Below are 23,062 nucleotides of genomic sequence, written 5' to 3' on the forward strand. Positions count from 1 at the left end.
GAGGTCCCCGCCGGGTGGGCCCCAACCACAGGAGATGATGCGTGATGCAGTATTTGCTTTCCGTGATCCACGACGAGCGTGAGCTCGCCCCCTCGGACGAGATGGCGGCCATCGACGAATTCAACGATCGGCTGCAGGCTGACGGCCACTGGGTCTTCGCCGGCGGCCTCGGCTTTCCCGACACCGCCACCGTCATTGACAACCGTGGCGCCGCTCCCGTGGTGACCGACGGTCCGTTCGTCGAAACCAAGGAGTTCCTCGCGGGTTTCTGGATTATCGAGGCCCCAGACCTCGAAGCGGCGCTCAAGCTCGCCGCCGAGGGATCCAAGGCCTGCAACCGCAAAGTCGAGGTGCGGCCGTTCCTGTGAACGGAAGCGACGTCGGGGATGCAGTCAACCGGGCTTACCGCGCCGAGTGGGGCCGGCTGGTGGCCCTGCTGGCCCGCCGTTTCGGCGACCTCGACCTCGCGGAGGACGCGGCGGCCGAGGCATTTGCGGCCGCCGTTGAGCGGTGGCCCTCCGACGGCGTACCCGCCAACCCCGGGGCCTGGCTGACCACCACTGCCAAGCGCAAAGCCATTGACCGGCTCCGCCGCGAAAGCAAACGCGCCGGCAAGCACCAGGAGGCGCAGGTGCTGTTCGATGATCAGCCCCCTGAGCCGCTTGGCGCCGTCGAGGACGAACGGCTTCGCCTGATCTTCACCTGCTGCCACCCGGCGCTGGCGATGCCTGCGCGGGTGGCACTGACACTGCGGATGCTGGGCGGACTGACCGTGGCCGATATTGCCCGCGCCTTCCTGATCCAGGAGAGCGCCGCGGCGCAGCGAATCACTCGGGCGAAGACCAAGATCAAGGCCGCCAGGATCCCCTACCGGGTGCCGTCCGAGGAGGACTTCCGGGAGCGGGTCTCCGGCGTGCTCGCCGTGCTTTACCTGATCTTCAACGAGGGGTACCTTTCAACCGGCGTCGGATCGGACCCCGTCCGCTCCGAGCTGACCGACGAGGCAATCCGGCTCACCCGCCTGGCCCACGCCCTAATGCCCGACGACGGGGAAACGGCGGGCCTGCTGGCCCTGATGCTCTTCACCGAGGCCCGCCGGGCGACACGTCTTTCGGCCACCGGTGAGCTCATCACCCTCGAGGAACAGGACCGGGGGAGCTGGAACGCGGCACTGATCACCGAAGGCCGGGCCTTGATGCGTGCCCGCCTGGCCACGGGACAGAAGCCCGGCCCCTATCAGCTCCTTGCCGCCATCAATGCTGTCCATACCTCTGCCTGCTACGTTCGGGACACTGACTGGTCACAGATTCTCGACCTCTACGACATGCTGACCTGCCTCGACCCGTCGCCGGTGATTGCCCTCAACCGTGCCGTGGCAGTGGCCGAAGTGGATGGGCCCGTGGTGGCGCTGGCCGCCGTCGACCGGCTGGCCGAGGAACTGGCCGGTTACCACGCCTACTACGCCACCCGCGCCGAGCTACTTCGGAGACTGGACCGCCACGCCGAGGCGCGTCTCGCGTACGACGAGGCCATCGAACTGGCAGGCAATTCTGCCGAGGCCGCCACGCTGAAACGCCGCCGCGACCTGCTGGCTTCCTGAGCCGGAGATTCCGTTGGGCCGCGATACTTGACTCTGACACTGTGGAAGGCAGGAGAACTGAGTCATGTTATCCATTGGAGCGTTCGCGCAGATCGGCCAGGTCACCCACCGCATGCTGCGGCACTGGGACACCTCCGGGCTGCTCGTTCCCGCGCATGTGGATGAGTTCAGCGGTTACCGCTCCTATGATCCCGCCCAGCTGGAACGGCTGCACCGGATCGTCGCGCTCCGCCAGCTCGGGTTCGGCCTGGCGGACGTTGCCGCCATGCTGGAGGCCGGGGTTGATGCGGAGCGGATGGCCCGGCTGCTGCAGATCCGGCGCGCCGAAGTGGCGGAGGAACAGCGGCTGGCCGCGGCACGGCTCATCGACGTCGAGCGGAGGCTCCACCTGATTGAGAAGGAAAAGCACATGACCCAGATCGAAATCATCGAAAAGTCCCTCCCCGCCGTCCGTCTCGCGGCACGGACCGCCGCCGTTGCCGAACAACCCGAGGTGGCCGGCGTCGTCGGGCCGCTGTTCGACGGCGTGGCCGGGGTGATCCGCGCCGCCGGCGGGTCCCTCGAGACGCCCATCGCCCAGTACGAGGCGGGCGAGGACGGCATGCGCATCACCGCCGGGTACGCCGCCACGGGCAGCATTCCCGACGGCGTCGAGGCGGTGGAGCTTCCCCGCGTCCCGACGGCGATCTGCGGCGTCCACCTGGGCGCGATGGACCGCATCGGCGAAAGCTGGCAGGCCGTCCACGCCGAGATCATCGCCCGCGGCTTCACTCCCTCCGGACCGTGCCGCGAGGTGTACCTGCGGGCCGAGTCGGAGGACCAGGCGGACTGGGTGACCGAGTTGCAGCAGCCTGTCACGCGCTAGGTCAGGTACCGCGGCGCGTCGGGGAACGACGATGGCGGCCTTTCGGAGAGGCAGGAGGGCCGTGCCGGGCGCCTCGGACCTACGCGCGGCCCTTGAGGATCAGGTTCCAGTACACCTGCGGGAAGATGTCGCGGTCCACAATCCAGGACGCGCGGCTCTCCTTCCAGGTCGGCACCTTGGGAATCGTGGGCATGGGCCGGTACTGGGCATCGAATTCGGCGAAGACCACCGTGGAGCGGGACACCGTGAAGGGGCAGACGGAGTAGCCCTCATACCGTTCCGGAAGAGCCTTCCCTTCGCGGCCCGCCATCAGGTTCGCAGCCAACACCTTGGCCTGCTTGCGCAGCGCGCCGCCCGACTTGGAGTTGGCGGTGCCGGCCGCATCCCCCAGCGACCAGACGTCCGGGAACCGCACATGGCGCAGCGTCTCCGGATCCACCTCCACAAACCCGCCGTCGTCGCCGGCCGCAGGCAGATCGGTGGCCTTGAGCCAGTCCGGTGCCGACTGCGGCGGGACAACGTTGAGCACGTCGTAGTGGAGTTCCTCGGCGATTCCGGTGCCGTTGTTCTTGACCAGCACGGTCCGGGCCGAGGGCTCCACCAGGACGACCTCAGTGTTCAGGCGCAGCTCGATGCCGTATTCGGCGATCTTGCGATTGAGCTCCTCGTCCACACCCGGTACGCCGAAGACCGTTGCGGTGGGCTGCACCATAATCACCCGGATGTCCTTCAGGACTCCCTGCTTCCGCCAGTAGTCACAGGCCAGGTACATCGGCTTTTGCGCCGCGCCGCCGCATTTGATGGGCCCGGACGGCATGGTGAAGATGGCTGTCCCCGACCGGAGACCCTTGAGCAGCGTCCAGGCCTTCGTTGCCAGGGACAGCTCGTAGTGGGAGGCGCCCGAGGGTGACTGAACGGCCGCGGCCAGCCCCGGGATACTGTCCCAGTCAAGCTGCAGGCCCGGGCAGACGACCAGCTGGTTGTATCCCAGCGGGCCGCCGTGGTCCAGGGAAACAGTCTTGGTCGCAGCGTCGATGTCCACGGCCCGGTCTTGGATCCAGTGCACCCCGCGCGGTATGACCGAGGACTGCCTCCGGACCGCGGACGCGGCCTTCGCCCGCCCACCGGCAATATGGGAGAACAATGGCTGGTACTGGTGTTCGGCCGCGGGTTCGACCAGGGCCACATCGTTGACTCCGCCGCGCTGAAGGCGAGCGGCCAGCGAGACGCCGGCATTGCCGCCGCCGATCACGACCACGTCGTGATGTTGCCTGGCCGCGGACTCAGGTCCCCCGGGTGTTTCCTTGCTCAGCGACATCGGCACTCCTTGGATGGTGCGAACTGACCTGCAACTGGATCCTCAATGTTAAGCACGGTGAGCTTTCCGCGGAACCGACGGCCCGTGCGCCCAATCCTTCGGAGGGGACGACGACGGCGGCCCGCATCCCGGGTGGGGTGCGGGCCGCCGTCGTGGGTGGGTATTAGTCCCGGACCGCCGCCATCAGCTCGGCGACGTCCAGGGCGTCCCCGAGCCCGAGGGCCAACGCGGCCACCTGGTCCGTGTCTTCCGAAGTGCGCCGGCCGCCGACGTTGAGGCGGAACTTCTCGGCCAGCTCGTCATCACTCAGCGGGTTTCTCGGGCCGCCGCGATTGAACTCCACCCGCGCCTCATGCCATTCGCCGTCCCGGGTGTTGACACGCAGCACCCCCGGGAACTGGTGCGGGTAGATCTCACTGCTGCGCTCATCGGCGTGGCAGCGGACCAGCCCGGCCAGCCGCAGGGTTTCCGGATCCTTCGCCATCGCGTCGGCGAAGTCGTGATGCCCGACGCCCAGGCCGGAGCCGCCCAGGAGGGCCCGGGCAACGGTGAAGGGGCCGGAGAAGGCGGCGTGGTAGCCCGATTCCGGTTTGGCCTTGGACTCGGCGGGCTCGGCGATGGTCCGCAGCACGGGCGCCGGAACGCCCAGTTCGATGCCGACGATGTCCTCCGGCCGGACGCCGCGGTCGCGGAGCTCGCGGGCGGCGTCGATGCCGGCGTGGGTGAAGTGGTTGCACGGGTAGGGCTTGAAGAAGATGCCCGGGAGTTCCCATTGCTCGCCGAGACCTTCGACCACCTTGGCGGCATCGGCACGGTCCCCGCAGAAGGCGTGCAGGAAACCGAACCTGCCCTCGATGACCGTAGGCGGCCCGGTGAGCCCGTGCCGGGCCAGTTCGGCGGCCGTGATCCCGGAGTGCGCCGCCCAGCCGCAGTGCGTTCGCTTGACGCTCCCGCCGGTCCGGTTTGCCTCGAGCAGGCCCGCCCCGAAGCTGGCGGCGATGCCCATCGCGTCGGCGATGCCCTCGGCGTCGAGCCCGTAGAGCATCGCGGCGGCGGCAGCCGATCCAATAGCGCCGCAGATGGAGGTGGCATGCTGGCCGCGCTCGAAAAACTCCGAGTTTCCCAGGGTCTCGTCATAGCCGCCCATGCCCAGCCGCACCGTGATTTCGATGCCGACGCCGGCCGCGTCCAGGAGTGCCGCCCCGCTGGCGCCGGTGGCTTCCGCCACCGCCAAGGCCGCCGGGATGACGGAGGCGGAAGGGTGCAGGACCGAGGGCAGGTGCGTGTCGTCCGAGTCCATCGAGTGGGCCAGGGTGCCGTTCACCAGGGCCGCCGTCGCCGCGGGGAAACGGCGGCCGGTGCCGATGGCAGTGGCATCCTCGTTTCCGCCCCAGCCGGTGGCGACGCCGATCACGGCGGCCGCGGAGGGCTGGCTGTGGGCGGCCAGCGAGTTGCCCAGCAGGTCAAGCACCCGGCGGGCCACGTCCTTGCGCAGGTCCGGGGCAAGGCCGTCTTTTCGGGTATGGTCCGCCAGGGCGGCGAGCCGGCCGACGACGGTGCCGGTGAAATCGTGCCGGCTCATCGGGTCACCACCGCGACCGGGCGGATCGGGGAGCCGGTGCCGCCGACGATCCGCAGCGGGGCCATGACGAAGGTGAATTCGGTCAGCCCGTGCCGGGAGGCGTCCTCAAGGTTCAGGTGCTCGATGATGTGGATGCCGTTCTCCACCAGCATGATCCGGTGCACCGGCAGCACGCTGTGGCCCTTGCCGGCGGGGATGTGTTCGAAGGCGGTGGTGTCCGCGCCCGCGGCGACAATCCCGGCCGAAGCGAGCCAGCGGGCCGCTTCCACATCGGGACCCGGGACGCCGTCCGTCTGGCCGAGATACCGTGCAGGGTCCTCGAAGTGCCGCGCCCAGCCGGTCCGGATCAGGACCACGTCGCCGGAGCGGGGCGAGACCCCGGCGGCGTCGGCGGCATCCTGCAAATCCTTCGCGGTGATTGCCTGGCCCGCCTCCAGGGCCTCCACCCCGTGCAGTGCGGCCATGTCCAGGAGCAGGCCGCGGCGCAGCAGGAACGGGATCTGGTCCGCCCCGAGCTGGGAGAACTTCCCGCCGCGCTGGGCGTCCGCCGCGTCCACGCCGCCGTGCAGCATGCCCTCGTGGCTGACGTGGGAGAGGGCGTCGACGTGTGTTCCCACGTGTCCGCCGGTGACGATGATTTCGTTGGAGGCGGACCCTCCGTCGGGCCGGACCATGTCACCGTGCCGGCGGATCAGGGTCATCCGGAACCCGGGGTGGTTGGGGGAGCAGGGCATGCCGGTGAAGTGCGGGTGGCCGAGTTCGACCACTTCCTGGGTGCTGCCCGTGACGGCGCTGAGCAGGGCATCGGTGGTGGACGTGGTGGCGTTATGCATGGAACTCCTCGTAGGGGACTAGTCGCGGATGGCGAGGTCGAGGACCAGCCGGGCGTTCTCCACGACGGCGGGGTCAATGAAGCGCCCGTCGGAATCGAGAACGGCCGTCTCTCCGGCCTCGGCGGACGATTGGGCGAGGGCAACGACGCCCTCGGCGCGCGCCACTTCCTCCGGAGTGGGAGTGAACGCGGTGTTGACGACGTCGATCTGGCGGGGGTGGATCACGGTGCGGCCGAAGAATCCCTGCCTCCGGCCCTGCAGGCTGCTGCGGCGCAGGCCCTCAAGGTCGGCGACGTTGGTGTAGACACTTTGGACCGGGGAAGCGAGGCCGTGGGAGCGGCTGGCGGTGACAATCCAGCCGCGCGCCCACTCCAGGCCTTCCGGCGAAACCCGCAGATCAGCGGCGAGGTCGGCCTCGCCGAGGGCCAGTCCGGTGACCCGGGGATGGGTGCCGGCCAGCAGCGGGGCGTCGCGGAGTGCGGCCGCCGTCTCAACCAGGAGATGAAGCTGGCAGCCCAGGGCGTCGCCGGCCCGGCGGATCGCGGCGGGATCCTCGGCCTTGGCGATTCGGACGCCCGCCGGTTTGCGCTCCGCCCGGCCCAGCGTCTCAAGCTCCTGCGCGGACCACGGCGTGTCCAGCGGGTTGATCCGGATCCAGACCTGGCGCCCGGCCCCGGCCGTTTCGAGGGCACCGACCGCATTCGCCAGGGCCGTGTCCTTGGCCGTGGACGGCACTGCGTCCTCGAGGTCGATGATGACGGCGTCGGCGGCCGACTCCAGCGCCTTGGCAATCCGGTCCTCACGGTGGCCCGGGACGTAGAGCCAGCTGCGCGGAATCATGAGGCGGCCTCCCGGCCGGCGGCCTGGGGGTTGTAACCGAGGTTGCGGGAGACCTTGGCGGCCGCTTCCAGCAACGCTTCCTCGTACCGGGAGCGCTTTTCCTCGGACATCCGGTAGCTCGGCCCGCAGACGGAGATGGAGCCAACCACCTGTGCGTCGTCGGAGAAGACGGGGGCGGCCAGCGACGCCGCACCCTCCTGGCGTTCACCCTCGGAATGGCACACGCCCCTCGCCCGTGCGTCCCGGAGGGAAGCGCGCAGCGCCTCGGGGTCGGTCACCGTCGCCGCGGTCTGCCGGGGCAGCGGCCTGGAGAGGATGTCCTCCTGCTCGTCCTCGGACAGGAATGCCAGGATGGCGCGGCCGGAACTGCCGCTGTGCAGGTCGAAGCAGCGGCCGATCTCCACGGTCATCTTGATTTCCTGGATGCTCTCCACCTGGTCGAGGTAGACCCGGCCGCCCGGGATCCGGGCCGACACCGTTGCGGTTTCGCCGGTCTGCCGCTGGAGTTCCACCAGGGCTTCCCGGGCGGCCCGCCGCAGCGGCGAGGTGTCCAGCGCCCGCGCCCCAAGGGTGACGGCGGCTGGCCCCAGCCGGTACCGGCGGCTGCTTGCCTCATAAGTGAGGAGGCCGCGTTCGACGAACGTGGACACGATGCGGTGCACCACAGCCTTGGACAATCCGGTGGAGCGGGCGATCTCGGAGATCCCGAGGGCACTGTTCCGGCGGCCGAAGGCCACGAGGACGTCGGCCGCACGGGCCGCGGAGGTGGTCCCGCTGGACGTGGTTTCCATAGTTGGCTCCCTGATGACTGACGAAGTCCGGATTGACGACTTTTACCATTTGTACCGCCTAACGGAACGCTTGTCGAGACTTCCACCCGAGAGAAAACCGCAAATTATCGGAAGTTTGTGAAAAATAACCCTTGCGCACTGGAATGTGATCGGGCAAAGTGTTCCACGACACAGACCAAATATGTTCCGCCAAGCGGAACAGGCAGGGAGGTGAGAATGCCCGAGTACGATTTCGATCTGGCCGTGGCAGGTGCGGGCGGTGGTTTGATCGCCGCGCTGCGTGCCGCGGATCTGGGCCACGACGTCGTCGTCATCGACGCGGATGACCAGTTCCAGCGCGGAAACAACACCTCGATGTGCACCGCCATGATCCCCGCGGCCGGCACCCGTTGGCAGGAAGCCGCCGGAATCGACGACAGCCCCGGCCGTTTCCTCGGAGACATCGACCGAAAGACCGGCGGCAGCGCCGACCGGCGGCTCGCGGAGGCCCTGACCGCGGCGAGCGCCCCCATGGTGACATGGATGGCCGACGAACTCGGGCTGCCTCTTGAACTGGTGACCGACTTCCACTACCCCGGACACAGCGCCGACCGGTGCCACACCATCTCCGGCCGGCACGGATCCACCCTCCTGGCCCACCTCGTGGACCGCGCCCGCCGCCACGAGCGGATCGAACTCATTACCCCCATGACCCTCGAAGAGGTCGAGGTCAGCGGCGGAGCGGTCTCCGGCATCGTCGCCTCCACCCCGGACGGTTCCACGGACCGGCTGTCCGTCCCGGCCGTGCTGCTGGCCACCAACGGCTACGGCGGCGCGCCGGAACTGGTGGAGCGGTGGATCCCGGAAATGGCGGGCGTCCACTACCACGGCGGGTTCTACAGCCGCGGGGATGCCCTGCGGATCGGCGCCGGCCTTGGCGCGGACTCGGCCTACCTTGACGCCTACCAGGGGCACGCCGCCCTCTCCGCCTCCAGCCAGACCCTCGTGGGCTGGGCCACCGTCCTGCACGGCGGCCTGATCGTGAACACCGAGGGACGGCGCTTCGCGGACGAGACGACCGGCTACTCGGAGTTTGCGGCGATCCTGGCCGCCCAGCCCGGACAAACCGGCTGGATCATCATCGACCAGCACATCGAACAACAATGCCTGGCCTTCACGGACTTCCAGCAGGTCGCCGACAGCGGGGCGCTGGTGCGGGCCGGGACCCTGGCCGAGCTGGCGGAGCGCCTCAATGTTCCCGCGGACGCGCTCGCCGACGACGTCGACGCCGCCGCGAGGGCAGCCCGGGGTGAGGAGCCCGACCGGCAGGGCCGCAGCGACGAGCGTCACGCCCTGACCGGCCCCCTCGCCGCCGTCCGCATCGTTCCCGCACTCTTCCACACCCAGGGCGGCCTGGTGGTCGATGACCACGCCCGCGTGCTGACCCGGGAGGACCAGTCGCCCATCCCCGGCCTCTACGCCTCGGGCGGCGCCGCCACCGGAATCTCCGGCCACGGCGCCGCCGGATACCTGGCCGGCAACGGCCTGCTCACCGCCTTCGGCCTGGCCTGGCTGGCCGCCGAAGACCTGGGCGAACGCACCTGACCGCGTTCCGCGCGGCCCCACCTTTCCATCACCAGAGCATCAGGAGTTTCACGTGAGTACCTTCCTCATCAAGAACGGCACCGTTGTGCGGCCCGAGGAGAACGCCCCCGACGACGGCGAATTCTTGGACATCCTCGTCACCGACGGCAAGATCACCGCGATCGGGCCGAACCTTTCCGCCGACGGCGCCGAGATCGTCAACGCCGCGGGCAAGCTGGTCTTTCCCGGCGTCGTGGACGCCCACCAGCACTGGGGTATCTACAACCCGCTCGGCGAGGACACCGTCACCGAGTCCCGGGCAAGCGCCCAGGGCGGCGTGACCTCCGCGATCACCTACATGCGGACCGGTCAGTACTACCTGAACAAGGGCGGCCCCTACAAGGAGTTCTACCCCGAGGTGCTGGCCACCTCCGAGGGCAAGGCCTACATTGACTACGCCTTCCACCTGGCCCCGATGTCCAAGCAGCACATCGAGGAAATCCCGTCGCTGGTCGAGGACCACGGCGTCACGTCCTTCAAGATCTTCATGTTCTACGGCAGCCACGGCCTGCACGGACGCTCCACCTCGCAGAGCGAATTCCTGATGATCCCCGAAGACGAGAACTACAACCTGGCCCACTTCGAATTCGTCATGCGCGGCATCCAGGCCGCCCGGGAGAAGCTGCCCGAGTTGGCCCCGCACATCTCCCTCTCCCTGCACTGCGAGACCGCCGAGATCATGAGCGCCTACACCAAGCTCGTGGAGGAGGAAGGCACCCTCACCGGTCTCGCCGCCTACAGCGCGTCCCGGCCGCAGCACTCCGAGGGCCTGGCCGTCACCATCGCGTCCTTCCTGGCCGACGAGACCGGCCTGCCCAACATCAACCTCCTGCACCTGAGCTCGGCCAAGGCGCTGAAGGCCGCGATGAAGATGGCGGAGGCGTTCCCGCACGTGGACTTCCGCCGCGAGGTAACCATCGGGCACCTGCTCGCCGACATCGACACCGCCCATGGCCTGGGCGGCAAGGTCAACCCGCCGCTGCGTCCCCGCGACGACGTCGAGGCCCTCTGGGAGCACATGCTCGCCGGCAACATCGACTGGGTGGTCTCGGACCACGCGTGCTGCAAGGACGAGCAGAAGTTCGGTGACGACCGCGACGACATCTTCGCCGCCAAGTCCGGCTTCGGCGGCACCGAGTACCTGCTGCCCGGCCTGATCACCGAGGGCCGCAAGCGCGGACTGTCCCTCCGCCGCATTGCCGAGCTGACCTCCTCGAACCCTGCGTCCCGCTACGGCCTGCCCGGCAAGGGCCGGCTGGTGGAAGGCGCCGACGCCGACATCGCGATCGTGGACCCCGACGCCGTCTGGACCGTGCGCGCCGAGGACTCAGAATCCACCCAGGAGTACACGCCGTTCGAGGGTTTCGAACTCGGCGCCAAGGTCACAGACACGTTCGTCCGCGGCCACCGCGTGCTGACCGACGGCGTCATCACCGGCGAACCCGTCGGCCGCTACCTGCAGCGCCCGTACCTGTGAGCGCCAACGCCTTCGGCGCCGTGGCCGAGACCAACCACGGGCCGCTCCGCGGCCTGAAGGTCCTGGACGCCTCGACCATTCTGGCGGGTCCGCTGGCGGCCCAGATCCTCGGTGATTTCGGCGCCAACGTCATCAAGATCGAGCACCCCACCAAGCCGGACGGCATGCGGGGCCACGGGCTGGACAAGGACGGGATTCCGCTCTGGTGGAAAATGGTCAGCCGCAACAAGCAGACCGTGACCCTTCACCTCGGAACCCCGGAGGGCCAGGAGATCTTCCGGGAGCTCGCCGCCACCGCGGACGTCGTCGTCGAGAACTTCCGGCCCGGCACCTTCGAGCGCTGGGGCCTCGGCTATGACGTGCTGTCCAAGGACAACCCCGGCCTGGTGATGCTGCGGGTCAGCGGCTTCGGTCAGCGCGGCCCGTACTCGTCCCGGCCCGCGTTCGGGACCCTGGTCGAGTCGATGAGCGGGTTCGCGCACCTCACTGGCGAACCCGATGGACCGCCTACCCTGCCTGCGTTCGGGCTGGCGGATTCGATCGCCGGCGTCGCCGGGTCCTCCGCGGTCGCCATGGCCTTGCTGGAGCGGGACCGCAACGGCGGTGAGGGCCAGGTGATCGACCTGGACCTGCTCAGCCCGATCATGACCGCCGTCGGACCCGCCGTGATCTACGCGGACCAGTTGGGACTGGACCAGGACCGCACCGGCAACCGGTCCCAAAACAACTCCCCGCGCAACCTGTACCGGACCAAGGACGACCACTGGGTGGCCGTCTCGACCAGTGCGCAGGCGATCGCCGAGCGGGTGCTGCGCCTGGTGGGCCACCCCGAGGTCATCGACGAACCCTGGTTCGCCACCGGCAGGCAGCGTGCCCAGCACGCCGAGCTGCTCGACGGCTACGTCGGCAGCTGGGTCGAACAGCGCACCCGGGACGAAGTGGTGCAGGAATTCGAGGCCGCCGGCGCGGCCGTGGCGCCGGTCTACCGTCCCAGCGAGCTGCTCGTGGACGAACAAATTGTGGCCACGGAGATGATCACCCGAGTCCCCGACCCAGATCTTGGATCGGTCCGCATGCAGAACGTGATGTGGCGGATGACCAAATCCCCCGGCTCCATTCGGCATACCGGGCGCCCGCTCGGTGCCGACACCGACGAGGTCCTCACCGCCCTCGGACACGATCCCTCCGAACTCCGCGATCTCCGTGAACGCGGCGTCATCTGACCCCTAGGAACCCTATGAAATCGCGTTGGTTTACGCTCTGCATTGTCCTTGGACTGGTGCTGGTCAACTACATCGACCGCAGCGCCATCTCGTTCGCAGCGACGCCGATCCGGGAGCATTTCGGTATCTCCGCCGCCGAATATGGCATCATCAGCTCGGCCTTCTCCGTCGGGTACATGGTCTTCGCCCTGCTCTCCGGACCCCTGGTGGACCGATTCGGCTCCCGCAAGATCCTCATCTGGGGGATGATCGTGTGGGCCGTGTCCTCCGCGCTCACCCCGGCCGCCGGCGGCTTCCTCGGCCTCATCCTGGTCCGGATCGTGCTCGGCGCCGGTGAGGCTCCCTGCTTCCCGGCCGCTACCCGCATCGCCAGCCGGTGGCTCCCGGCCCAGGAGCGCGGCAAGGCACTGGCCCTGGTGGGCGGCGTGGCCGTCTCCGGCAGCCTGCTGATCGGCGGTCCCATCCTCACCCAGCTGGTGAGCCTCACCGGGTGGATGGGCATGTTCTGGATCCTCGCCGCCGCGGGCGTCCTGTGGGTCCTCATCGCGGTGCCGTACCTGAAGAACTCCCCAGCCGAGGCGGCTTTCTGCTCCGAGGAGGAGCGCGCCTACATCAAGAGCGGCCAGACCGAGGGCGAAGCCTCCGGCAGGGAAGAAAAGATGGAGTGGGGACCCATCCTGCGGAACCGGAACCTCTGGATCGTGGGGCTGGGCTACTTCGCCTGGGGCTTTATGTTCTGGGCCTTCATGTACTGGCTGCCGCAGTACCTCCAGGCAGGATTCGGGCTCTCGCTCAAGGCAGTCGGCGCCTTCTCCGTTGCTCCCTGGGCGGCCGGCGTCGTCGGCGCCCTGGTCGGCGGCGTGCTGGTGGACCGCATCTACAAGCGCACCCAGCAGGTCCGCTCCCGCTTCACCATCATCGGTGTGGCGCTGCTGCTGGCCGGCGCCTCGCTGGTTCCGCTCCTGGTGATGCCGGTGACCCTGACGCTCGCCCTGGTCTGCATCTCCCTGGGTGTGGGCTTCGGCTTCATCACCGGCGGTATCTGGTGGGTTGCCTCTATTGACGCCGCTCCCAAGCAGCCCGGCACCGCCGCCGGGTTCGCCGATGCGTGCTTCGCGCTCTCCGGCATCATCGCCCCGAGCGTCATGGGCTTCATCGTCTCCGAGTCCGGCAGCTACACCGGCGGCTTCGTGATCATGGCCGTGCTCTGCGTCATCGCCGCCGCAGCGCTCCTGTTCTTCACCAAGGAACCGGCCCGCGTCACGGCCGAGCAGGAGGCGGCTCCGGTGCGTGGCTAGTCTCCCGGAGACGCCCTGAAGGGCCGGGCAGCCGAGGGGCTGCCCGGCCTTTCTGTTGGCATCCGGCGGCCGGCGATGGATGATCGGGGCAGGGGCATCCGCCCGCCGTTGCCGCTTCCGACCGACAGGAACCCCATGAGCAGCCAGCAGCCCGAAACCACCGCACGGACCGTCCTGATCACCGGAACCTCCTCCGGCATCGGACTGGCCACCGCCGTCGCCGCCGCGCAGGCCGGCTGGACCACCGTCGCCACCATGCGCAACCTCACGAAGGCGGATGCCCTGCGCGCCGCCGCCTCGGCGGCGGGGGTGGAGCTGGACATCCGCGAACTGGACGTCACCAGCCAGGCGGCCATCGACCGGGAGATCGCCTACTGCTCCGAGCGCTACGGCCGGCTCGACGCGGTGGTGAACAACGCCGGGAGCGCAACCCTCGGGACCGTGGAAACGCTGACCGTCGATGACATCCGCGCGGCCATGGAGGTCAACTTCTTCGGCGTCGTGGCCCTGACCCGGGCCGCGATGCCCCTGCTGCGGGCCAGCGGCGGACGGCTCATCACCATCAGCTCGGTAGGCGGCGCCGTCGGCCAGCCCTTCAACGAGGCTTACTGCGCGGCCAAGTTCGCCGTCGAGGGTTTCATGGAGAGCCTCCAGCCGCTGGCGGCCTCGGTGGGGGTGGGGGTGCACCTGATCGAACCCGGGCCGGTCTCCAGCGAGTTTGTCGCCAACGCCGGCATCGACCCGAAGACCATGCTCGCCGACGCGGGACCCTACGCCCCGGCCCTGACCGCCTACCTTAACCGGACCACCCAGCAGTTCGGCAGCTCCAATGCGCAGACACCCGAGGAGGTCGCCGAGGTCATTCTGTCCAGCCTCCGCGACGAGGGCACGCCGTTCCGTGTGCAGACCTCCGGCTGGGCACGCACCTTCGTGGGCACCAAGCTCAAGGACCTTGACGGCAGCCAAGTAACCGGGATGACCGCGGGGTGGGTGACCGCCTGAAAACAGGGGCGGCCGCTCCTTGCGCACTGCCGGGGCATCCACGAGGATAAAGCCCTCCCCGCCGCGACAAAGGAGTCAGCGCCATGACCAAATATCTGATCTCGTTTCCGAGCGCCGCCATGGACGTCCCGCTTGAGGAACTTCCCGCCGTCGCCGACGCCGCGCACGCCGTCGTCCGCGAGGCCAAAGCCGCCGGGGTGTGGGTGTTCGGCGGCGGCATCGACGAAAGCGTCCCGCCGGTGGTGGTCGACGGCGGCGGCGAGGCCCGGGCGGGCACCTACCCGCAGACCGCGCACCTGGAGGGCGGCTACTCGATCCTGGACCTGCCCTCCCACGAGGCGGCCATCGAATGGGGCGCCAAATTCGCCACTGCGTGCCGCTGCCCGCAGGAAATCCGCGCCTTCGGCGACGACGCGGAAGCTTGACCCGCTGTTCATGGCGGACATGGACTGCCTGGTGATCTACGTGCCCGCCGCCGACGCCGATGCGGTCCGCCGGGCGATCGGCGACGCCGGCGCGGGACGGCTGGGCAACTACTCGCATTGCTCTTTCAGCACAGCCGGGACGGGCCGGTTTACCCCGCTGCCCGGGGCGGCGCCCGCCGTCGGCGCCGTGGGCATGCCGGAGGAGGTCGCCGAGGTCAGGATCGAGGCCATCTACCCACGGGACCGGCGCGACGCCGTCGTCGCAGCCGCGCTGGCCGTGCACCCGTACGAGACTCCCGCCTTCATGACCTTCCCGGTGAACGTGACCCGGCCCGGGGAACTTAGCGGCTGCTGACCTTCCCGGACAGCCGGGCCAGCGGCGCCAGCACCAACGGCCGCGCCGCGAACCAAGCGCCCGCCGTGACGGCCAGGCCCGCCGCGAAGAGCCAGAAGCCCACCCAGTTCACCTCGTCCGAACCGGCGAACATGTGGTTCAGGTTCCGCAGCGCCCCGGTGGCGAACACCAGGAACACGTGGACCAGAATGAACAGCACGAAGAACAGCATGGTGGGGAAGTGCAGCGCCCGGGCCACCTCCACGGGATAAATCCGGTTCAGGGTGGCGGCGTTCTTCGGCCAGAGTTCGCTCATCCGCACCCCGGTGATTACGGCGAGCGGCGCCGCAATGAACACCACCACGAAGTACATCAGCTGCTGCAGGCTGTTGTAGTTCACCCAGCCGTCGTCCACCGGCCAGTCGAGAGTCAGGTACTGCAGCAGGGCCGACGCGGCGTTGGGGAACACCTCCCAGCTGGTGGGCACGATCCGCAGCCAGTGTCCGGAGGCGAACAGCAGCACCGCGAAGATCAGCCCGTTCGCCAGCCAGAGGATGTCCAGCGACTGGTGCAGCCACAGCGTGATGCTGATCTTCTTCCCGCCCCGCGCCGGCGTCCAGTAGGCGGGCGGTTTCTGCTGGGTCCGCACCTGGTAGCCGGAGCGGATGATCAGCACCATCAGGAAGAAGTTCAGGAAGTGCTGCCACTGGGCCCACCACGGGAAACCGGCCTGCGCGGTGTCCGGCAGCTCGTAGGCGCCGGGGTAGCGGCGGAGGAACTCCGGAACGCCCGGCAGCGTGGTGACGCCGCGGGCGGCGAGAATCAGGATTCCGGCGGCGACGACGGCGCCCAGGGCTATGAGCGCGACCCGGCGGATCCAGCCGGCCAAAGTCCGCGACCCGTAACGGCGGGGTTCGGGCTTCGGCGCGGCGGGCTTCTCCTTGGCGGGTGCAACCGGGGCAGCGACCGGTGCGGGCGCCTCGGCGGCCGCCGGGGCAGGAGCCTGAACAGGGGCCGCCGCGGGAGCCTGGGCCTCGGGCGCCGAGTCGACGACGGGTTCCGGGACCACGGGTTCCGGGGCCACGGGAGCCGCCGGTTCGCCGGCGACAGCGGGAACCGAAACCGGTGCCGCTGAAGTGGCATACCGGGCCGGGGCGGTGCCTGCCGGGGGCCACGGCTCGCCACCGGCAACCCGCGGGAGGCCACGGCGCAGGGGAGTGGTACCGGCCTGAGCGGGGGCCGGAGCCGCGGCGGCGGGTGCCGTTGCCGCGGGAGCAGGAGCCGGGACGGGTGCGGATGTGGCCGCTGCCGGGGCGACCGCTGCGGGGGCCGATGCCTCGGCCGGCGCGCTAGCAGCCGCTGACAGCGGCGTCATTCCGGCGGGTGGCCAGGGCTCACCGCCCGGGACGCGGGGGAGGCCTCGCCGAAGCGGCCGGCCACCGCCGGACACAGGGGCAGTTGCCGATGCGGGAACGGGCTCGGCCACGGGAGCAGCCGCGGGCGCCGAAACTTCCGGAGCGGACGCGGGCGCCGAGACAGCCACCGATGCAAAGCGCTCCGGGGCCTCGCCCGCGGGGGGCCAGGGCTCGCCGCCCGGCACCCGGGGCAGTCCCCGGCGCAGCGGTCGTGAGGGGGCCGCCACCGCTACTTCTTCCGCGCTTCGAGGGCGCTGATCAGCTGGGGGACCACCGTGAAGACGTCGCCCACCACGCCGAAGTCGGCGATCTCGAAGATCGGTGCGTCGGCGTCCTTGTTCACGGCCACGATCGTCCTCGCGGTCTGCATGCCCGCCCGGTGCTGGATGGCCCCGGAGATGCCGAGCGCCACGTACAGCTGCGCGGACACGGACACCCCGGTCTGGCCCACCTGCTGGGACTGTGCGACGTAGCCGGCGTCCACCGCTGCGCGGGAGGCTCCGACGGCCGCGCCGAGGGTGTCGGCGAGTTCCTCCACCAGGGCGAACTGTTCCTTGGAGGCCAGGCCCCGGCCGCCGGCCACCACCTTGGCGGCCCCGCGGAGTTCGGGCCGGGTGGAGGCCGCCGCCGCGCCCTCGAAGGACTCGATCCGTGCCGCGGGCTTCCCGGAGGCGGTCACCGTGAGGGTCTCCGGGGCCGCGGTCCGCGCTTCGGCGCGGGCCTCGATGGACCCCTGCCGGATGGTGATGACGGGCGGCCCGAAGGTGGCCGTGGCGGTGACGTTGTAGGCGCCGCCGTACACCGAGTGGTGCGCCACCACGCCCTCCTCGTCGCGGGAGACCCCCACGGCGTCGACGCAGACGGCGGAGCGGGTCCGGGCGGCGAAGCGGCCGGCCAGGTCGCGGCCGTTGAGGGAATGCGAGATCAGCACGGCGTCCGGCCGGACCAGCTCCAGGGCAGCGGCCAGGGCGTCCACGGCCGGGACACCGAGAGATGCCGGGTCCGTGCTCTCCGCGACCAGGACGTGCACGGCGCCGAGGGCCGCGGCGTCCGCGGCGGGATCACCGGACGGAGAACCGTCGCCGGGATAGTTCCCGGCTTGCGCAGCGGGAAGCGCCAGCGCCACGGGGGTGCCCACGGCGGCAGCGGCGCCGAGCAGTCCGGCGGCGGCCTTTTCCAGCGCTCCGGTGGCGGTGGTTTCGAGCGCCACCAGGATGGCGTCAGTGGGAAATTCAGTCATGTCGGTGCTCCCTACGCCAGGCGATTTTCGATCAGGAATGCGGCGATCTTCTCGCCCGCGTCGCCGTCGTCGACGATCTTGACGCCGGCCGCACGCGGCGGCCGTTCCGCGACGGAGAGCATGATGGACCGCGCCGCCTCCGGATCGTCGGCCGCGACGCCCAGGTCCGCGAGGGTGATGACCTCCAGCGGCTTCTTCTTGGCCGCCATGATGCCCTTGAAGTTGGGGAACCGCGGCCCGGGCAGCGCCTCGGTGATGGAGATGACCGCCGGAAGTTGCGCGGAGACCTGCTGCACGCCGTCGTCCACCGGGCGGGTGCCGGATACGCTGCCGTCCCCGATCGAGACGGAGCTCAGGCCGGTGGCGTGCGGGACGTCGAGGAGTTCGGCGAGCATCGCGGGGATCATGCCGCCGGTGCCGTCGGTGGAGAGGTTGCCGGTGACCACCAGGTCGAAGCCGGTGCGGCGGATGGCGGAGGCGAGGGTCTCGGCGGTGAGGCCCAGGTCCGCGCCGCGGAGCGCCTCGTCGCAGACGTGCACGGCGCTGCCGGCACCCATCGCCAGGCCCTTGCGGAGGGTGGCGGTGGCGGATTCGGGGGCGAGCGAGAGGACGACGACGTCGATTCCCTCGTGCGCGTCCGCGTGGCTCAGCGCCAGTTCCAGGGCGCGCTCGCCGATCTCGTCTATCACCGCCTCGTTGGCCCCGCGGTCCGCGAGGCCCGTTTCGAGGCTCAGTTTCCGGTCCCCGTAGGTGTCCGGGACTTCCTTGACTAGGACGACAATCTTCATTGATGGCTCTTCCTGTGGCGGGCATGCCGCCGGGAGGCGGCACGCCGAATCTCCCTAGAGTCTACGAAACGTGCCGCCGTCCTCAGCGCGCCGAGGCCAGCGCGTCCCAGGCGAAGCTGGCCAGCCAGTGGCTGGACATGAATTCGTCCGTGCTCACCGCGGCCAGGCCGGCCTCCAGCAGCGGACCCGCGGCGCCGTCGAGAACGCCGCGCAGCTCCTCCGTCGAGGACCCGGACGCGGATCCGGAGTCGGAGAGCGCGGCGCTGATCCGGATCAGCTGCCCGGCCCGGCTGAGGTTCAGGCCGTTCAGGTGCGCCAGGTAGCCGTCGGTTTCGTCGGTGACGGTGAACGGCGCCAGGATCCGGGACCCGGGCGCCAGGTCCGGCAGGAAGCGGGTGAACCAGGCGGCGAAGTCCCCGCCGTCGAGCACGCGCGCCATCAGGTCCGCCTCGCTCAGCCCGGCGGAGAGGAAGTCCTGGCCGCTGAGCTCCCACTCGCCGGGCCAGCCGGCGTCGCCCTTGAACCACCGCAGCGCCGCCTCCTCGCACACGGCGGCGGCCCGGTCCCGGCCCAGCACGCGAAAGGCATCCAGCATCAGACCCAGGCCGAAGGCGGCATTGGTGTGCAGTCCGTGCCGGACCGGGAACTCGGCCTTGGCGGTCCAGTCCGCCACCAGCGACGCCACGATGTCTACCAGCGGTTCCAGGGCAGCGCCCCAGTCCCGGACCTGCGCGTCCTCCGCCGTGATGGCGGTGGCGGCGAGCCGCACCAGCCAGGCCCAGCCGTAGGGGCGCTCCCAGCTGGGGTTGGCCTGCAGGTAGGCGCCCTCCGCGGCGAGGTTCTCCGGGGTGAGGTTAGCCGCCAGCACCCGGCGCAGCGCCGCGTCGCGGTCCGGGCTGACGCCGTGTTCCAGCAGGGACACGCCCAGCCAGGTCATGTGCACGCAGGAATGCCAGTCGAACGAGGTGTAAAACGCCGGGTGGAGCTCGCGGGGGCTTGGGCGGTCCTCAAGCGACGTCTCCACGTGGTGCGAGGCATACGGGTACGGCCGGCCCAGGTTCTCCAGCACGATGTCCGCGTAGGTGTCGGCCAGCCTGTCCATCTCTTCGGTTCCGGCGGTGACTACGGTGACGGCGGACGGTGCGGCGGAGTGGCTCATGGTGCCCCTAACGGGTGGTGGCGGACGGGATCAGTTGAAGGCCAGGAAGTACATCAGGCCGATGTTGGCGGCCAGCAGCGGCACGGCGGTGGCGACCTGCGCCTTGATGACGCCGTACTTGTTCTTCATCTCCAGCAGCGCCGAGGGCACCAGGTTGAAGTTGGCCGCCATGGGGGTGCAGAGCGTGCCGCAGAAGCCGGCCAGCATGCCGATCGCGAAGATGATGGCCGGGGTGCCGTGGAAACCCTGGACCAGCACCGGCCAGCCGATGGCCGCCGTCATGATCGGGAACGCAGCGAACGCGTTGCCCATCAGCACCGTGAAGAGGAACATGCCCACGGAGTAGACGATCACGGCGGCGATCAGCGAACCCTCCGGCAGTACACCCGTGGCCAGGGTGCCCACGGCCTTGCCCACGCCGGCCTTGGTGAACAGGATGCCCAGGGTAGAGAGCATCTGCGGCAGCAGCGCGGCCCAGCCGATGGATTCGAGGATCCGGCGGCCCTCGAAGATGGGGGTCAGCTTGTTCTTAGGCTTGAGTAGCACGACGGCGACGACGGCGGCCGCGATGGCGCCGACGGCCAAGGCCAGCAGGGTGGTGTTGGCCGGGTCGAACAGCGGCTGGCCGCCGACCTTCAGGACCGGGGCGAGCAGGACGATGATCACGGTGACCACCGGCAGGGTCAGCGCCGGGATGAAGAGCTTGTTACCGAACCGGGCGGCGAACGCAGTGCGTTCGGCCTCGCTGGTGGTCCGGGACTTGCCATCACCGAGGGGCCCGGTGCTGGCCAGGACCACCAGGACCAGGACGGCCACGCCCAGGACCCAAGCCGGGGCGGTGTTCGCCTGCACCCAGGAACCGTAGAAGAAGCAGAGGCCCAGTAGGCCCCAGAAAGCCGAGCTGCCCCAGCGCTTAGGGTGGGAGGTATCCCGGGAAATCAGGAACGCCCAGGCGATGAAAAGAATGCCAATCAGCCAGAAGACGGCTTCAACCTTGATCATGCGGTCTCTCCTACGGTGACGGCGGACTTCTCTTCCTCGACGGCGGCGCGGACGTCCTTGTCCAGCTGGCGGTCCAGCCGCAGCAGCCGGAAGCCGTGGATGAGGAAGGCGATGATGGCGGTGGGGATGGCCCAGACGGCCAGCTCCAGGGGTTCGAGGTGCAGCTTGTAGGTGGTGTCCACAAACGAGGTGATCAGCAGGATGGAGCCGACCGCCACGAAGATGTCCTCACCGAAGAAAACGCCCACGTTGTCCGCCGCGGCGGAGTGGCCCTTGATCTTCTCCCGGACCTTCTCCGGGACGTGGCCGTAGCGGCGCAGCGCGGCGCCCTCGGCCATGGGGAACACCAGCGGCCGCACGGTCTGGGCGTGGCCGCCGATGCCGGTGAGGCCGACGGCGGCGGTGGCCTGGCGGACCAGCAGGTAGCCCAGCAGCACGCGGCCGGCGGTCAGCCTGGCCAGCTTCGCGATCAGCGTCTTGGCCTGCTCCTGCAGCCCGAAACGTTCGATGATGCCGATGACCGGCAGGACCACCACGAAGATCGTCACGGACCGGCTGCTGGCGAAGCCGGAGCCGAACGCGTTGAGGATCTCGAGTGGGGACAGGCCGCCCAGCAACGCCGTGACGATGCCGGAAACGGTGACAACAATGAGTGGGTTGAGGCGGACGGCGAAGCCGACGATGACCAGCAAGACCCCGATGAGTACGAGCATATCCATCCATCCCCGCAGAACGCAGCAGTGTTCCGCGGACGAGAGTAGTTAGGGGCATGGCCGGCCCGGCCGAGCTGAAAGGGGTGACTTCCGCAAAGTGATGCCCATCACTGTGATCCACAGCTTATGGTTTTGTTGAACAATGCGCAAGAGGGGTGGCGGACCGTGCCGTCCGGGCCCCGGCGGCCGCCCCGCTTCCGGTGGGAATCCGGCTTAGTGCTGCTCGTGCGCCATCGCGGCCAGCAGCTGCGCCTCGGCCCGGTTGAGGTAGTCCCGCATCAGCTCCGCCGCCTCGGCGTTGTGGCCGGCGGCAATCAGCTCCAGGACCCGGGCGTTGTCCGCGACATAGGGTTCGTGGAAGGCGGGGTCCGAGCCCATCGAGTGGAACACCAGGCGCATCTCGGCCAGCACCTGCTTCATCAGTGAGTCCAGGCGCTCGCTGCCGGCGCGGGCCACCAGGGCGCGGTGGAACTCCTGGTTGGCGCCCGCCATCCCGGCGATGTCGCCGCGGGCGCGGGCATCCTGGGCATCGGCGACGACGGCGCGCAGCTCATCCACCGGCGCGGCCTCGTGCCAGAGGACGGCGGCGGGTTCGACGAAGCGGCGGACCCGGTAGATTTCGCGGATGTCCTCGGCGGCGGGCCGGGCCACAAACACCCCGCGGTTGGGGATTCGGGTCACGATGTGCTCGGCATGCAGGGCGGTGAAGGCCTCGCGGAGGGTGTTGCGGCTGACGCCGAGGGCCTCGCCGAGGGCCTCCTCGGAGAGCTTGGTGCCCGGGGTGAGGTCGCCGGCGGCGATCCGCTGGCGCAGCTGGTCCGAGACCCACAGTCCGGTGTGCGAGTGGGTAGACCCCTTCGCCACGCCGCGAAGGGACTCCAGGACCGCTTCAAATGTCATGGCGCCAAGCCTAGTGGAGCGGCCGGGCTGCCCCTTACGGCAGGCGTGACGGGCGCAGGACCGACGCCTCGCCCGCCCGCGACGGGTCCAGTGGCACCGGGCTGACCAGGGCCGCCGGACCCCGGTGCAGCACGCCGTCGGACACCACCCGGCAGCGCACGCCGCCCCGCCCGCGCATCGCCTTGTGGGCGCCGGGGGCCAGCATCGAATCCATCCAGGCGCAGGGGTGGGCGGGCCGCCCGGCCTTGAGCCGGACCGTGTCCCCGCCCGACTCCAGCACGAACTCGTGGCCCAGCAGCGGGGCCAGTTCGGCGCCGCGGATGATTACGTTGCGCCGGGTCAGCAGCGGGTTCAGGGGTGGCGTGCCTAGCTCCGCGGCGATCGCTTCCAGGCCCTCGACGGCGAACAGGGTGGCGGCGGCGTCCATGTGTGCGGCCTTGCCGAAGAACCGGTCCCCGGCGATCCCCTTGCCCGCGACGAACTGCGCCTTTTCGGTGTCGTGGGTCGGGACGTCGGCCGCGCCCTCCCTGGCCCGGCCGAAGTAGGCGTGGGCGGGGGAGACCAGCAGGTGCAGGATCTCGACGTCGTAGCGGTAAGCCTCGCTCATGCCTCCACGCTACCGTCGGCGCCTCCG

The 23,062-nt window shown here is 69.7% G+C and carries 23 protein-coding genes; 10 read left to right on the plus strand and 13 right to left on the minus strand.

Annotation, left to right across the window (positions count from 1 at the left end; translation table 11 throughout):
• Positions 1 to 44: 44 nt before the first annotated feature.
• The 3 genes from ACFUCU_RS06910 (at position 45) to ACFUCU_RS06920 (ending at position 2,465) form a co-directional block, all read left to right on the plus strand.
• Positions 45 to 368 (plus strand): YciI family protein, encoded by a 324-nt coding sequence (locus ACFUCU_RS06910; RefSeq protein WP_377971623.1) that lies wholly within the window; start codon positions 45 to 47, stop codon positions 366 to 368.
• A complete protein-coding gene (locus ACFUCU_RS06915) occupies positions 365 to 1,600 on the plus strand; it encodes an RNA polymerase sigma factor (protein ID WP_377971625.1) in 1,236 nt (411 codons plus the stop codon). The genes ACFUCU_RS06910 and ACFUCU_RS06915 overlap by 4 nt, the downstream gene beginning before the upstream one ends.
• 64 nt (positions 1,601 to 1,664) lie before the next feature.
• Positions 1,665 to 2,465, plus strand: coding sequence for a MerR family transcriptional regulator (locus ACFUCU_RS06920; RefSeq protein WP_377971627.1), 801 nt, complete (start codon positions 1,665 to 1,667; stop codon positions 2,463 to 2,465).
• A gap of 79 nt (positions 2,466 to 2,544) precedes the next feature.
• Here ACFUCU_RS06920 and ACFUCU_RS06925 read toward each other — a convergent pair whose 3' ends face one another.
• From ACFUCU_RS06925 to ACFUCU_RS06945, 5 genes are all read right to left on the minus strand, one after another.
• On the minus strand, positions 2,545 to 3,783 hold the full coding sequence (locus ACFUCU_RS06925) for an NAD(P)/FAD-dependent oxidoreductase (protein ID WP_377971629.1): 1,239 nt from the start codon (positions 3,781 to 3,783) through the stop codon (positions 2,545 to 2,547).
• Positions 3,784 to 3,946: 163 nt separating this feature from the next.
• Positions 3,947 to 5,365 (minus strand): MmgE/PrpD family protein, encoded by a 1,419-nt coding sequence (locus tag ACFUCU_RS06930; protein ID WP_377971631.1) that lies wholly within the window; start codon positions 5,363 to 5,365, stop codon positions 3,947 to 3,949.
• Positions 5,362 to 6,198, minus strand: coding sequence for a cyclase family protein (locus ACFUCU_RS06935; RefSeq protein ID WP_377971632.1), 837 nt, complete (start codon positions 6,196 to 6,198; stop codon positions 5,362 to 5,364). The genes ACFUCU_RS06930 and ACFUCU_RS06935 overlap by 4 nt, the downstream gene beginning before the upstream one ends.
• A gap of 18 nt (positions 6,199 to 6,216) precedes the next feature.
• Entirely contained in the window at positions 6,217 to 7,038 is an 822-nt protein-coding gene (locus ACFUCU_RS06940; RefSeq protein WP_290256278.1) for a CoA ester lyase, read from the minus strand.
• On the minus strand, positions 7,035 to 7,829 hold the full coding sequence (locus tag ACFUCU_RS06945) for an IclR family transcriptional regulator (RefSeq protein ID WP_377971634.1): 795 nt from the start codon (positions 7,827 to 7,829) through the stop codon (positions 7,035 to 7,037). Before ACFUCU_RS06945 ends, ACFUCU_RS06940 begins: the two co-directional genes overlap by 4 nt.
• Before the next feature lie 216 nt (positions 7,830 to 8,045).
• Between ACFUCU_RS06945 and ACFUCU_RS06950 the strand changes: the two genes are divergently transcribed.
• From ACFUCU_RS06950 to ACFUCU_RS06980, 7 genes are all read left to right on the plus strand, one after another.
• Complete coding sequence (locus ACFUCU_RS06950) at positions 8,046 to 9,413, plus strand: FAD-binding protein (protein WP_377971636.1); 1,368 nt, start codon at positions 8,046 to 8,048, stop codon at positions 9,411 to 9,413.
• A 52-nt stretch (positions 9,414 to 9,465) separates the two neighbouring features.
• Positions 9,466 to 10,929 (plus strand): dihydroorotase family protein, encoded by a 1,464-nt coding sequence (locus ACFUCU_RS06955; RefSeq protein ID WP_377971637.1) that lies wholly within the window; start codon positions 9,466 to 9,468, stop codon positions 10,927 to 10,929.
• Positions 10,926 to 12,152: a CaiB/BaiF CoA-transferase family protein gene (locus ACFUCU_RS06960; protein WP_290256274.1), complete on the plus strand. Its 1,227-nt coding sequence runs from the start codon at positions 10,926 to 10,928 to the stop codon at positions 12,150 to 12,152. Before ACFUCU_RS06955 ends, ACFUCU_RS06960 begins: the two co-directional genes overlap by 4 nt.
• 14 nt (positions 12,153 to 12,166) lie before the next feature.
• The gene (locus ACFUCU_RS06965) at positions 12,167 to 13,450 is read left to right on the plus strand and encodes an MFS transporter (RefSeq protein ID WP_290256273.1); all 1,284 of its coding nucleotides are present in this window, start codon (positions 12,167 to 12,169) and stop codon (positions 13,448 to 13,450) included.
• A gap of 135 nt (positions 13,451 to 13,585) precedes the next feature.
• Positions 13,586 to 14,452, plus strand: coding sequence for an SDR family NAD(P)-dependent oxidoreductase (locus ACFUCU_RS06970; protein ID WP_377971640.1), 867 nt, complete (start codon positions 13,586 to 13,588; stop codon positions 14,450 to 14,452).
• 83 nt (positions 14,453 to 14,535) lie between these two features.
• Entirely contained in the window at positions 14,536 to 14,877 is a 342-nt protein-coding gene (locus ACFUCU_RS06975; protein ID WP_377971641.1) for a YciI family protein, read from the plus strand.
• A gap of 10 nt (positions 14,878 to 14,887) precedes the next feature.
• Positions 14,888 to 15,232 (plus strand): hypothetical protein, encoded by a 345-nt coding sequence (locus ACFUCU_RS06980; protein WP_377971642.1) that lies wholly within the window; start codon positions 14,888 to 14,890, stop codon positions 15,230 to 15,232.
• Here ACFUCU_RS06980 and ACFUCU_RS06985 read toward each other — a convergent pair.
• The 8 genes from ACFUCU_RS06985 to ACFUCU_RS07020 all read right to left on the minus strand — a co-directional run bounded on the left by ACFUCU_RS06985 (position 15,219) and on the right by ACFUCU_RS07020 (position 23,035).
• A complete protein-coding gene (locus ACFUCU_RS06985) occupies positions 15,219 to 16,295 on the minus strand; it encodes a cytochrome b/b6 domain-containing protein (protein WP_364134120.1) in 1,077 nt (358 codons plus the stop codon). The genes ACFUCU_RS06980 and ACFUCU_RS06985 overlap by 14 nt on opposite strands.
• Before the next feature lie 560 nt (positions 16,296 to 16,855).
• Positions 16,856 to 17,866: an electron transfer flavoprotein subunit alpha/FixB family protein gene (locus tag ACFUCU_RS06990; RefSeq protein WP_377971643.1), complete on the minus strand. Its 1,011-nt coding sequence runs from the start codon at positions 17,864 to 17,866 to the stop codon at positions 16,856 to 16,858.
• A gap of 11 nt (positions 17,867 to 17,877) precedes the next feature.
• On the minus strand, positions 17,878 to 18,654 hold the full coding sequence (locus tag ACFUCU_RS06995) for an electron transfer flavoprotein subunit beta/FixA family protein (RefSeq protein ID WP_377971645.1): 777 nt from the start codon (positions 18,652 to 18,654) through the stop codon (positions 17,878 to 17,880).
• Between the two features lie 82 nt (positions 18,655 to 18,736).
• On the minus strand, positions 18,737 to 19,813 hold the full coding sequence (locus ACFUCU_RS07000) for a DUF2891 family protein (RefSeq protein ID WP_377971647.1): 1,077 nt from the start codon (positions 19,811 to 19,813) through the stop codon (positions 18,737 to 18,739).
• A gap of 30 nt (positions 19,814 to 19,843) precedes the next feature.
• Positions 19,844 to 20,815 carry a DUF979 domain-containing protein gene (locus tag ACFUCU_RS07005; protein WP_377971649.1) on the minus strand — a complete coding sequence of 324 codons (972 nt, stop codon included), beginning with the start codon at positions 20,813 to 20,815 and terminating at the stop codon, positions 19,844 to 19,846.
• Positions 20,812 to 21,528, minus strand: coding sequence for a DUF969 domain-containing protein (locus ACFUCU_RS07010; RefSeq protein WP_290256265.1), 717 nt, complete (start codon positions 21,526 to 21,528; stop codon positions 20,812 to 20,814). Before ACFUCU_RS07010 ends, ACFUCU_RS07005 begins: the two co-directional genes overlap by 4 nt.
• A 213-nt stretch (positions 21,529 to 21,741) precedes the next feature.
• Positions 21,742 to 22,428, minus strand: coding sequence for a GntR family transcriptional regulator (locus ACFUCU_RS07015; RefSeq protein WP_290256264.1), 687 nt, complete (start codon positions 22,426 to 22,428; stop codon positions 21,742 to 21,744).
• A gap of 34 nt (positions 22,429 to 22,462) precedes the next feature.
• Complete coding sequence (locus ACFUCU_RS07020; protein ID WP_377971651.1) at positions 22,463 to 23,035, minus strand: MOSC domain-containing protein; 573 nt, start codon at positions 23,033 to 23,035, stop codon at positions 22,463 to 22,465.
• Positions 23,036 to 23,062: the final 27 nt, after the last annotated feature.

Origin of the sequence: Arthrobacter sp. NPDC057259 (assembly GCF_042668995.1) — a bacterium.
GTDB lineage: Bacteria > Actinomycetota > Actinomycetes > Actinomycetales > Micrococcaceae > Arthrobacter.